The organism is uncultured Winogradskyella sp., assembly GCF_947498005.1.
Lineage (GTDB): Bacteria > Bacteroidota > Bacteroidia > Flavobacteriales > Flavobacteriaceae > Winogradskyella.
This window is the reverse complement of sequence record NZ_CANMIW010000003.1, coordinates 344,973-357,478: the sequence shown is the minus strand read 5'-3', so window position 1 is coordinate 357,478 and position 12,506 is coordinate 344,973. Positions and strand designations below refer to the sequence as shown.

9 protein-coding genes and 2 pseudogenes are annotated in these 12,506 nt (G+C 32.3%); 6 read left to right on the top strand and 5 right to left on the bottom strand.

All coding sequences use genetic code 11. The features are described from left to right. The first annotated feature begins 2 nt into the window (after positions 1-2). Positions 3-1,700: a hypothetical protein gene (locus tag Q0891_RS07385; RefSeq protein ID WP_299100296.1), complete on the top strand. Its 1,698-nt coding sequence runs from the start codon at positions 3-5 to the stop codon at positions 1,698-1,700. Positions 1,701-2,044: 344 nt separating this feature from the next. Here the strand turns inward: Q0891_RS07385 and Q0891_RS07380 are convergent, their stop codons facing one another. Further along, complete coding sequence (locus tag Q0891_RS07380) at positions 2,045-2,509, bottom strand: GNAT family N-acetyltransferase (RefSeq protein WP_299100294.1); 465 nt, start codon at positions 2,507-2,509, stop codon at positions 2,045-2,047. Beyond that, entirely contained in the window at positions 2,499-3,518 is a 1,020-nt protein-coding gene (locus Q0891_RS07375; protein ID WP_299100292.1) for a formimidoylglutamase, read from the bottom strand. The genes Q0891_RS07380 and Q0891_RS07375 overlap by 11 nt, the downstream gene beginning before the upstream one ends. 106 nt (positions 3,519-3,624) lie before the next feature. On the opposite strand from Q0891_RS07375, the gene Q0891_RS07370 reads away from it, so the two are divergent. Continuing rightward, the gene (locus Q0891_RS07370) at positions 3,625-4,512 is read left to right on the top strand and encodes a chromosome partitioning protein ParA (protein ID WP_299100291.1); all 888 of its coding nucleotides are present in this window, start codon (positions 3,625-3,627) and stop codon (positions 4,510-4,512) included. 65 nt (positions 4,513-4,577) lie between these two features. On the opposite strand, the gene hutI is transcribed toward Q0891_RS07370, so the two are convergent. The 3 genes from hutI to fumC all read right to left on the bottom strand — a co-directional run bounded on the left by hutI (position 4,578) and on the right by fumC (position 8,736). Continuing rightward, positions 4,578-5,813 carry an imidazolonepropionase gene (gene hutI / locus Q0891_RS07365; RefSeq protein WP_299100290.1) on the bottom strand — a complete coding sequence of 412 codons (1,236 nt, stop codon included), beginning with the start codon at positions 5,811-5,813 and terminating at the stop codon, positions 4,578-4,580. Positions 5,814-5,910: 97 nt separating this feature from the next. Next, on the bottom strand, positions 5,911-7,305 hold the full coding sequence (locus Q0891_RS07360; protein ID WP_299100288.1) for a T9SS type A sorting domain-containing protein: 1,395 nt from the start codon (positions 7,303-7,305) through the stop codon (positions 5,911-5,913). Between the two features lie 33 nt (positions 7,306-7,338). Then, positions 7,339-8,736 carry a class II fumarate hydratase gene (gene fumC, locus Q0891_RS07355; protein WP_299100286.1) on the bottom strand — a complete coding sequence of 466 codons (1,398 nt, stop codon included), beginning with the start codon at positions 8,734-8,736 and terminating at the stop codon, positions 7,339-7,341. Between the two features lie 372 nt (positions 8,737-9,108). Here fumC and Q0891_RS07350 point away from each other — a divergent pair, with 372 nt between their 5' ends. From Q0891_RS07350 to Q0891_RS07335, 4 genes and pseudogenes are all read left to right on the top strand, one after another. Beyond that, a complete protein-coding gene (locus Q0891_RS07350; RefSeq protein WP_299100284.1) occupies positions 9,109-9,813 on the top strand; it encodes an alpha/beta fold hydrolase in 705 nt (234 codons plus the stop codon). A gap of 43 nt (positions 9,814-9,856) precedes the next feature. Beyond that, a pseudogene (locus tag Q0891_RS07345) lies at positions 9,857-10,804 on the top strand (RimK family alpha-L-glutamate ligase); the annotation flags it as partial. Positions 10,805-10,846: 42 nt separating this feature from the next. Next, positions 10,847-11,236, top strand: a pseudogene (locus tag Q0891_RS07340) (helix-hairpin-helix domain-containing protein); the annotation flags it as partial. Positions 11,237-11,395: 159 nt separating this feature from the next. Next, a complete protein-coding gene (locus Q0891_RS07335) occupies positions 11,396-12,490 on the top strand; it encodes a carboxylate-amine ligase (RefSeq protein WP_299100282.1) in 1,095 nt (364 codons plus the stop codon). Positions 12,491-12,506 lie beyond the last annotated feature (16 nt).

The following is a 12,506-nucleotide window of genomic DNA, read 5'->3' as shown; positions in this document are numbered from 1 at the left end:
AAATGATTAAAAATTACTGGAATAAAGGCGGAAAACAAAAGGGAATCACAATTTTTGTGGTGTTGCTATTATTAGTGCTATTGTTCTTTTTTAGAGACGATTACCAACCTGTTTTATTATTTCTACGTAAATACATATTTATAATTCTCGTTAGTGTATTGGTGCTATTCTTTGGATTGAGAAAATTCAGAAATTCGGCAAGTACAGGCGGAAGATTAGGCATGCTCGCGCTACTCATCATTTTCTTTGGTATTTTATATACAGTAGGATGGCATTTTAAAATGTACGATTACATGAGAACTTATAATGTATTCAACAGTTTAAATAAAGTTGAAATTAACGAATTACCATTAACACAAAACGAACGTATTCAGCCATTAAGAAACATTTTTTCTATGGCAAATGAAAGTGTTGGAGAAACAAAAGATGTCTCATTACCACATTTAGTAAGAATAGGAACAGAGAACAAATGGACTATGGCCATACAGCCAAGCGAAAAGTACGTAATGCAACAAATAAGTGACAATACTGAAGAAGTATTTGCTGTTAGCAGTACAACACCATTTCCTAGGTTTTCTAATGAAAATAGAATACCTGTTACGTTTTCAATTGGAGAATCCTTAAAGTTTAGTAGAAATACATACAATGCTGTAGTGCAGCGATTTAATCCTTGGATGCTTTTTAATTATGAGCCAAGTGACACCTTTTACATGAAAAACGATGCTGGTAAATGGGTAGAAGTAGTAAGTTTAATAAAGTGGAAAGGATTCTTTTTTCCTTATCCATCATTTGGTGGTGTGATGATAATTGATAGTGGAGAACATGATGCTAACGATTATATAGAAAGAATTACAATTGGTAAAGGAACCTTTGTGAGTCCAGATGAGATTAAGAATCATCCTTTTTTAATGAAACAAAATACCTTATCAGAAAAAGTTTCTCAACTTGAAGCAGAATCTTTAAAATTCTTGGGTGGATTTAGCGATCCATTACCTTGGAATATGGAAACAGCCGTAAAAATTCCAATGATGCCAAAAGACCAAAATCAACAACCATATGTTACAGATTTTGATTTTGCAGGTTCTAATTCAGATGCATTTAGTGGTTTATACCATTGGTTTGGTTTAGAGCCAGTAGGCGATGAGCGCACCAGTTTAAGTTATAGTGTGTTTATTCCTGCAGACGGAACAGATAAATTGTATTACTATGATCACGCGACCAAAAAACAAGGTTATGCAGGTGTTTCTGCAATGCCATTAAAAGTTAAAGAATCGCGTAAAGAATATGATTGGAATGCAAGTACACCTGTAGAATTTAGACCATATATAAAGAATATAGCTGGTAGAAAACGTATGTTTTTCTTAGGTACAATTTCTTCAATAAGTTCTACTGATGCACAACAATTTGATGGATCTGCCACACCAGATTTAGTATTGATTGATAGTGAATATAGAGATGTGATTTGGATAGATGTTAAGCATCCAAGCACTTGGGATGAGGAAGTTTATAACCAATTAAACGAAGCTTGGAGATCTAGTGAAGGCATTGGTTATTACTTTAAGGAAGTGCCAAAGGATGAAGATATAATAGAACAAGAAATGGATTCACTAATGAGTATTCCTAAAGTTGAAGATAATACCGATAAAATTGATGCACTTCAACGCGAATTAGATTCGTTAAAAGCCATAGGAGGACAATAAAAAATTGATTTTAAATTATTCAGATCTGTCAGGTTTCTAAAACCTGACAGGTCTTTTTAGTTAATAAGATTTATCTCATTCGATTATTTAATGAATGAAACGGTCCTCTTTGTCGTTCTGAACTCGTTTCAGAATCTGAATCTAACACTTATTGAAATGAGATGCTGAAATAAATTCAGCATGACAAAATCAAAAGATAGAGAATATCTTAAAGCACGAGATAGGCTCTATAATTTTTATCCTTAAAGTTGAAAATATTTAAATCCAATAATAGTAAATAAACTGAGTTACTTGTTTGTCATTCTGAACTGGTTTCAGAATCTAATAAATTCAGTATAACAAAACTAAAACTCTAACATCATCTTTATATCACAGCGTTCATAAGGACAGTTTTCCTCAACTGGAATTTCTACAAATCCATATTTACGATATAAGTGTATAGCATTTTCTAGTTTTCGACTAGAGTAGAGTAGTAGGCCTTTTAAGCTTTGAGATTTACCGTAATCTATACAATGCTGCAATAATTGTTGTCCAATCTTTTGACCACGCAGTTCTGGTAGAACAGCCATTTTTGTTAATTCTAGAATATTAGGTTTACTTGTAAGCATTAAAGCAGCTGTTCCAACAACATTTTTATCTTTTAGTACAAAGAATATAACACCACCTTTATCAATAATATATTTTTCTGGTTGACTTAAAACTTCCTCATCATAAGCTTCCACATAAAAATGGGTTTTAAGCCATTCAATATTCAAATCGTAGAAGTTTTGTGTGTACTTTTTATTGAATTCTATAATTTTAATTGTCATTTGCTCTAATAAAATCTGTAATCAGGTATGTAATTAATTTGCCAACTTTGGTAGCGGTTTTCTTTGTTGGTGCAGCTTCACAAATATGTAAATAGGTGGCATTGCTATGTTTTCCAAAATAGTTTACAAACTGTCTGGCTTGTTTAATGCTAAATCCACTTGGAGTTTTTGCACTGCTTGGTATGTTCTCTATAGCATCGCAATCTATCTCAATGCCAAAATGCTTATCTGAAACATGGTCTAAAGCAGATTTCATTTCAGGTTTAAAATCAACATCGTTTCTAACCTCAATAGATTCGTAAGTATTATATTTTATGGACTTTACTTTCTTCATTTTTTTTAGCAAAGCTTCTGAGGTGTAATTTTCATGCAATCCAAAAACAAAATAATTTTTAAGAAAGCCTTCCGCATAAGCATAACTAAATCCATTACCACTATGTCTGCCTTCTTCTGCTCTAAAATCTGTGTGTGCATCAAAATTTACAACATTCATACGTTCATTGTGAGCTAAAGCACAACCTTTAATATTACCGTAAGCATTATTATGTCCTCCTCCTATGACAATTGGGATTTTTCCTGCCTTCACAATTGTTGAAACTAAACATGTGACGTCTTTATCTATAATTTCGACAAAACTTCTAATTTTATGTAAATCTTTTTTCTTAGAATTATCTAGATTAAGTAATGATTCACGCTGTTCATTATACTGTAAGTGACCTAATACCAATACCCGTTTTGCTAATGTGAAGGCATTACTTTGTATATTTAACAAAATTTTTAGAGTGGCATCCCAAGCCTTGTAAGTGCCTGTTCTTCCGTGATTTCCATAAACTCCAATATCTTCTTTAATTCCAAATATTACATAGTCAACGTCTAAATTAACAATATCATCGTATATGTTAGTGAGGTTAGGAATTAACTGAATATGTTCACCAAATTTTGATTCATCTTTACGTTTCTTTAAAAACTCTTGTTTTTCTTTTTCAGTAAATAAGATAAAATGATTCATTTGGAAAAAATTAAAATAATAGAATAAAAGTACAGTTTTATTTAATTACTTTGATCTCAATTAAACAATTAAAACAACAATTAACAATACTAAAACGAAACAATTTATGAATGGTTCACAAAAATCAAGTACCGCACTAAAAGTAGGTTTAGCTATTTTAGCTGTATTATTCTTAGTAACTGCATTTTATACATCTAAGTTGTATAATGAAAAGCAGGAAAATGAAAAATTACTAGTTAGCGAAAAGCAACAAGTAATGAATGACTTAAGCAATTTAGCTAAAGATTACGATGAAGCTATTGCTGATAGTGAAGTAAAAAATCAAGATTTAATTGCAGCTAGAGACCGTATTCAAGGTTTAATGGATTCGCTTAAAATCTCTCAGAACAGTGTTAACAGTTTATGGAGATACAAAAAGAAGTACCAAGCGCTAGAAGAAGAAATGGAGATTTTATTAACTGAAAACGATCGTTTAAAAGTTGAAAACCAATATTTAGCGACGTCTTTAGATAGTACACAAGTACAATTGGCTGAGCGTACAATGTTTACAGATTCACTTTTAGTTCAAAACACAGAATTGGCAGGTGTTGTTAAAGATGCGGCAGCTTTACAAACTGTAGGTTTAGTTGGTATGGGAGTTTTAGAAAGAGCTAGTGGAAAACAAGTACCAATGGAGCGTGCAAGACGTAGCGATAAAATTAAAGTTTGTTTCACGGTTGCAAAAAACATGTTAACTGAAGCAGGTGATAAGGAATTATACGTTCAGGTTATTGACCCAATGAATAATGTATTAGGTGCTAATGATCAGATGCAGTTTGATGATCAAGTTTTAAACTACAGTTTAATTAGTAGATTTAATTACGAAAACAGAAATTTAAATATTTGCGAATATGTTTCGCCTTCAGAGGATTCTAAATTTGAAGCTGGTCGTTATAAAATAAATGTATTTAACAATAAAGAATTAATTTCTTCTTCAGAGTTTACATTGAAATAAGAAATTATTATTTGATTGATTGATAGCAAAAAAATCCAGAAGGTTACTTCTGGATTTTTTTTGTTTTATAATAACTGACCGTTTATAATGACTTGCTCAATTGGGTTGTGAGCAAAAGCATAAGGTATTTCACTATAATGATTCATTGGTTTTGTAATGAGTAGATTCGCCTTTTTTCCACGTGTTATACTGCCGTACATATTACTAATTCCCATGGCATAAGCGCCATTTACTGTTGCAGCGTTAATAGCTTCTTCAGGTGTCATTTTTAGTTTTACACAAGCAGAACTCACAATAAAATTCATGTTTCCACTTGGTGCAGAACCGGGATTGTAATCTGTGGCTATTGCTAATGGTAAACCTGCATCAATAATTTTTCTAGCTTGAGTGTAAGGGATTCCTAAAAAGTAAGAACAACCTGGTAATGCAACAGGTATAGTTTCACTGCCTTTTAAAGCTTTAATATCATCGTCGTTTAATTCTTCTAAATGATCTACAGAGAGTGCATTATACTTTACACCAAGAGCAATACCACCTAAAATATTAAATTGATTAACATGTATTTTTGGTCTTAAATTGTGAGCTTTACCTGCTTTAAGTATGGTTTCGGTATCGTTAATATCAAAATAGCCTTCTTCGCAGAATACATCTAAATAATGTGTAATATTAGATTCTACCGCTTTAGGAATTAATTCGTCTGTGATATATTTTATATAATCTTGTTTTTTTGTTTTGTAGGCTTCTGGTATGGCATGAGCAGCTAAAAGTGTAGGAATGATAACAGCTAAACTTTCTTGTTTAATGAGTTTTATAACCCTTAGCATTTTTAACTCTGCTTCAACGGTTAATCCATAGCCAGTTTTAATTTCTACAGCACCAGTTCCCATAGCTATAAGTTCGTTTAATCGTTTTATAGATTGTTCATATAATTCATCTTCGGATGTGTTTTGAAGTACTTTAGCCGAATTTAAAATTCCACCACCTTTATTCGCAATCTCAGTATAGGATAAGCCATTTATTCTATCTACAAATTCTGAAGTTCTATCACCAGCATATACAATATGCGTATGAGAATCGCACCAAGAGGGTAGAACCAATTTACCTGTAGCGTCTATAACAGTATCAGCTTCGATAGTTCTATAATCTTCCATTTTACCAAATTCAATAATGGTATCATGATCTATGTAAACATAAGCATCCTCGAGTACTGAAAGCGTTTTCATTTCATCTCCTTTTAAGATGGTTACATTAGATTCATGTGCCTGTAGAAGTTGTTTGATATTTAAAATTAGAATAGACATAGAGATTGGTGTTTTTGTAAAGATTGTTAAATTTTTGAACAAAAAAAAACGCTAGTTGATATTTACCAGCGTTAATCGTTAATTATTTAATAATAATTTACTCCTTAATGAATTTTGTTGAGAACTTATCATTCAACTTTATTGTGTATATACCAGTAGCTAATTGTGATACATCAAGCTTTTCGCCATTAGATATTGTTTTTGTTAAAACTTGTTTTCCTAAAGCATCAAAAACTGTCACATTCATAGATGTATCAAAACCTTCAAAATTTAAAAAATCTGTTGTTGGATTAGGAAATATAGACACCGTTTCTAGTTCTGAAACAGGAATACTAAGCACAACTTTTTGATTTTCGAAATAATTTAAAGCGTCATTATTATATGCACACGTGGCAATATCTAAATCACCATCGGCATCAAAATCCTCAATGGCATGCACAAATGCTTGGCTTTGGGTAGCGTCTATAACTTCTTCTGCAGCAAAAACACCAGCACCATTATTTTTAAACCAAACTAGGTCATTACCAGCATTTGATTTTCCATTGCCTAGAACAATATCATTTAAGCCATCATTATCTAAATCTTTGAAACGCGCTAACGCAGGATTGCTTACTGAGGTTGTAAATACTGTTTCTGTAAAACCAGAACCATTATCTTCATACCAATATAAATTACCATTTGGACCACCTCCATAGGAAACTTCAGATACTAAAATGTCTAAATTAGAATCGCCATCTAAATCTTCAAATTCTAGATTAAATATTCCAACTTTACCAGTGGCAACTGAAGTAGCATCTTTAATAAATGACACTGTTCCTCCAGGAATTAAATCATTTCTAAATATTTCTATAACATCACCACTATAGGCAGCAGTACCAACAGCGGCGTCTAAATCGCCATCACTATCAATATCTATTAATTTTACTGCGCCTGGTGCGTTTAAAGTATTATCAATTTTATTTGTTTCTAAAGTAAAAGAACCCGTTCCATCGTTAGAGAACCAAATCACTTCGTCACTATCATATGATGATACAGCAACATCAGGAAAAGTATCGTTATTAATATCACCAACAGCCATACCAGAAGCACCTAAAACAGAATTAGAAATGACATTTTGAGTTAAAAAATTACCAGCACCATCATTTGTAAACCAAACAACACGATCATTATTATAAGCAGAAGCCAGAATATCTAAAAAGCCATCGTTATTTAAATCAACTAGCTTAACTTCAACGATACCGTCAAGAACGTTAGATACCAACGTTTGTAAAGTGAAGGTATTATCTCCATTATTTTTATACCATTCTATAGTGTTGCCTAGGTTTGTACCAATTACAACATCTATAAAAGCATCACCATCAATTAAACCAGAATCTATAGCATAAGGTGCATCACCTGTAGATCCATTAATGGTTACTTTTGGCAAAAATGTAGTTTGTGCAAATGCAAAAGAACCTAATAAAGCAAATGTAAATAGTAATTTGTGTTTCATATGTTATTGTTTTAAATGGTTAATTAATTTCAATTATTTTAGGCTACCAACCATGTTTTCTGGTTTTACCCATTCGTCATAATCATCAGCAGATACATAACCAAGATTTACAGCTTCTTCTTTTAATGTTGTTCCATTTTTATGAGCCGTATTTGCAATTTCAGCAGCTTTGTAATACCCAATTTTTGTATTTAATGCAGTTACCAACATTAAAGAATTATTTAGTAATTCTTTAATTACCTTATGGTTTGGTTCTATACCACTCGCACAATGCTCTTCAAAGCTTACACAAGCGTCACCAATTAATTGTGCAGATTGTAAAATGTTTGCAGCCATCATTGGTTTAAATACATTCAGCTCATAATGACCTTGTGTTCCACCAACAGAAATAGCTACATCATTACCTAAAACCTGAGCACAAACCATAGTTAACGCTTCACATTGTGTTGGATTTACTTTTCCTGGCATTATAGAACTTCCTGGTTCGTTTGCCGGAATTATGATTTCTCCAATACCAGAACGAGGTCCAGATGCCATCATTCTAATATCATTTGCAATTTTATTTAGTGAAACGGCTAACATTTTTAATGCACCATGAGTTTCTACAATCGCATCGTGTGCTGCTAAAGCTTCAAATTTATTTTCGGCTGTTATAAATGGTAAATCTGTAAATTCAGCAATATATTTTGCCACTAACACATCATAACCTTCTGGCGTATTTAAGCCTGTACCAACTGCAGTACCTCCTAAAGCTAATTCACTTAAGTGAGCAAGTGTAGATTCTAATGCTTTTAAACCATGGTCTAATTGAGATACATATCCAGAGAATTCTTGTCCTAAAGTTAATGGCGTAGCATCCATTAAATGCGTACGTCCAATCTTTACAACCTCCTTAAATTCAATAGATTTTTTGTGTAATGTATTACGTAATTGAATAACACCAGGAATTGTAGTTTCTACAACTTTTTTATAAGCTGCAATGTGCATACCAGTTGGAAACGTATCGTTAGATGATTGTGATTTATTAACATCATCATTTGGCTGAATTGTTTTTTCGCCATCACCGATTACTTTTCCGGCAATTTGATGTGCTCTGTTGGCAACAACTTCGTTCACATTCATATTACTCTGTGTCCCAGAACCCGTTTGCCAAATTACTAGTGGAAATTGGTCATTGTGTTTACCTTCTAAAATTTCATCACATACTTGTGCAATTAAATCACGTTTTTCTTTAGATAAAACGTTTAGTTCGCAATTAGTATATGCTGCTGCTTTTTTTAGATAAGCAAACCCATAAACAACCTCCAATGGCATTGAGGCCGAAGCTCCGATTTTAAAGTTATTACGAGAACGTTCTGTCTGTGCTCCCCAAAGTTTGTCGGCAGGCACTTTTACGTCACCCATCGTATCTTTTTCAATTCTATAATTCATATTAGATTTATTTAATGCTATACAAATTTAAAGATTTTGAAATTTTAATAAGCGATTATTCAAGCTTTTATGTGAACAGGTAATAATTAAAAAAGTTAATAAGTTTTTTTACTATTTTTAAGAGTATGTTTATTTTTCGTTTTTATGAAATTGGTGAATTTTATCTATCATAAATATGTAATTATCAAAATATTAATTGCTGAATTGTCATTGCAGAAAAATAAGTAAGAAAAACTAAAGATACATTAATTTAAAGCGAAATAAATTTGAGGCTAACTATTTTGTTTTCAGTGATAAAGGGTTATATTAATGATTGAAATAGCTTACTTTTGCCAACTTAAAATTTTTAATAATTAACTAAAAATTATTCAATTGAAAGAAGAACACTTTAAATGGTATTCACCAACACTAAGTAAAGATATAGAAATGCTTGTTTTTGGACATACTGGCTACCCTGTAATTTTGTTTCCAACAACAATGGGAAAGCATAATGAATGCAGAGATATGCAACTTGTAGAGTCTGTGAGATGGTTTGTAGAACAAGGTTTAGTTCAGATTTATTGTCCTGACAGTATCAATGAATTAAGTTGGTATAACAAAAGTATTCATCCTGCAGATCGTGCTAAAAACCATGCGTGGTATGATGAGTTTATTATGAATGAACTCGTTAATAAAATTTGTGATGAAAAAGGTATGAATAAGGTTGCCGTGGCAGGACCGAGTTTTGGTGGTTATCAAGCCGCAAATTTTGCGTTTAGACATCCAGAGCGTGTAAGTCATATGTTTAGTATGAGTGGTGCTTTTGATATTAAATCATTTGTAGATGGTCATTACGATGATAATGTATTCTATAATAATCCTGTAGATTTCTTACCAGGAGCAAGTCATCCTGAATTGTGGAATATGAAAATAGTTCTTGGTGTAGGTGAATGGGATATTTGTTTAGATTCTAATAAGCAAATGGCTAGCATATTAACAGAAAAAAACATACCTTTCTGGTATGACGAGCATAAATGGGCAGAACATGATTGGCCTTTGTGGAATAGAATGTTTCCACATTATTTATCTAAATTATAAGCTTACAAACTAAATTAATTAAACCAACTAATCCATTTTAAGTATGAGAAAAATAGGAATTTTATTCGGTCAAGAAAACACCTTCCCTTGGGCATTTATTGATAGAGTTAATAAAAAAATAGAAGAACAAGGTATTAAAGATATGATGGCTGAAGCTGTTTCTATCGATACTGTAGAGCAAGCAAAATCAGATGAGTATGCTGTTATTATTGATAGAATATCTCAAGACGTACCTTTCTATAGAGCCTATTTAAAAAATGCAGCTATCACTGGCACTGCAGTAATAAACAATCCGTTTTGGTGGAGTGCAGATGAAAAATTCTTTAATAATGCTTTAGCAGAGTCTATTGGAGTACCTGTGCCTAAAACCTTTATTTTACCGTCTTCTCATCGTCCACCAGATACTGATGAAAATTCTTTTAGAAACATGAAATTCCCTTTCGATTGGGAAAAAATGTTCGATACTATTGGTTTTCCTGCTTACATGAAACCACATGATGGTGGTGGATGGAAAAGTGTTTATCGTGTAGAAAGTCCTGAAGATTTATGGGCTAAGCATGGTGAAACGGAGAATTTAGTAATGATGCTTCAAGAAGAAATTAATTTCACGGAATATTTTAGGTGTTATGCTTTAGGTACTGACCAGATTCATATTATGCAATATGAGCCTCGTAATCCGCATCATTTGCGCTACGTCATTGATGGTCCTCCTGTTGATAAGAAGCTATTAGATTTAGTTGAGAGCTATTGTATTAAATTAAATAAAGCTTTAGGTTATGATTTTAATACGGTTGAATTTGCTGTAAGAGACGGAATTCCATATGCTATTGATTTTTGTAATCCTGCACCAGATGCTGATATAAATTCTGTAGGCGAAGACAATTTTGAATGGATTGTAGAGAATGCTGCTAATATGGCAATCGCAAGAGCAAAACAATACAAAAAGGGTCAAATGAACTTAACTTGGGGAACTTTTGTAAAGGATCAAATAGCTGCACCTAAAAAGGCAACTAAAAAGAAGCCTACAGCTAAAAAGAAGGCTGTGAAAAAAGTTGCTGATAAGAAAGCTGTAGCTACAAAAGTGGCAATTAAAAAAGCACCTGCTAAAAATGTTGTAGCTAAAAAAACAGTACCTAAGAAAACTGCTGTAAAAAAGGCTCCTGCTAAAAATGTAAAGCCAGATGACTTAAAGAAAATAGAAGGTATTGGACCAAAAATTGCAGCGACATTGGCAAAAGCGAGTATTACTACGTTTGCCGAATTGGCAAAAACCAAATCTGCAAAAATCACTAAAATTATTGTAGATGTGCGCGGTAATCATGTTACCGATACTTGGCCAAAACAAGCGAAATTAGCTGCTAATGGAAAATGGGATGAGCTAAAAAAATTACAGGATGAATTAAATGGAGGAAAGGTAAAGTAACCATTCTTCAGTACTGTTGCTGACTATATTTTATCAGTTTGTGACTAATTTCAAAATTGAGCGTGACTAAAGACTAAAGTTTATATTTTAAGTTACGCTCAAATTGTATTCAATTTATTCATAAATTTATTTGCCTAACTAACCTCCAATATTTTTTATATGAAATTCACTTTAGGTATCGAAGAAGAGTATCAAATTATTGATCCTGTTTCTAGAGAATTAATTTCTCACGACCAACAAATTGTTACAGAAGCTGCCAAGGTTTTAAATGACCAGGTAAAAGCAGAAATGCATCAAGCTGTTGTAGAGGTTGGTACAAATATTTGTGAAGACATTACAGATGCAAGACATCAAATTACGCATTTACGTAAATCTATTTCTGGTATTGCTAATGATTTGGGATACAAAATAGGAGCTGCTGGTACACATCCATTTTCTAAATGGGAACACCAGTTGTTAACACCAAATCCAAGGTATGATGAAATAATTACGGAGTTGCAAGATACAGCACGTTCTAATTTAATCTTTGGTTTACATGTACATGTTGGCATGGAAGATAAGGAAATGGCCATTCATCTTGTAAATTCTATGCGTTACTTTTTACCGCATTTGTACGCTTTATCTACTAATTCGCCATTTTGGGAAGGTAGAAACACAGGTTTTAAATCGTTTAGATCTAAAGTGTTCGATAAATTTCCTAGAACAGGAATTCCTGGTGTTTTTGAAAATTATGCGCAGTATGAAAACTATGTTAATGTCTTAGTAAAAACAAATTGTATTGATAATCCTAAGAAAATATGGTGGGATATTAGAGTACATCCATTTTTTCCAACGTTAGAAGTTAGAATTTGTGATATTCCCTTAACCGTTAATGAAACTGTTTGTATAACGGCAATTATTCAAGCTTTAGTGGCTAAATTATATGATTTAAGAACACATAATCTTAATTTTATGAATTACCATCGTGCTTTAATAAATGAAAACAAATGGCGTGCAAGTCGTTATGGTTTAGAAGGGAAAATGATAGATTTTGGTAAAGAAGCAGAAGTTGAAACAAAACTTTTAATGTTAGAATTACTAGATTTTATTGATGATGTCGTAGATGATTTAGGCTCTCGAAAAGAAATTGAATATGTGCATGAAATGATTAAAAATGGAACAGGAGCAGACCGTCAGCTCGAAATTTTTAAACAAACAAACGACCTAACCAAAGTAGTAGACTATATAACGGAGCAAACTATTTCAGGATTATAAATTACCTACATTTTAC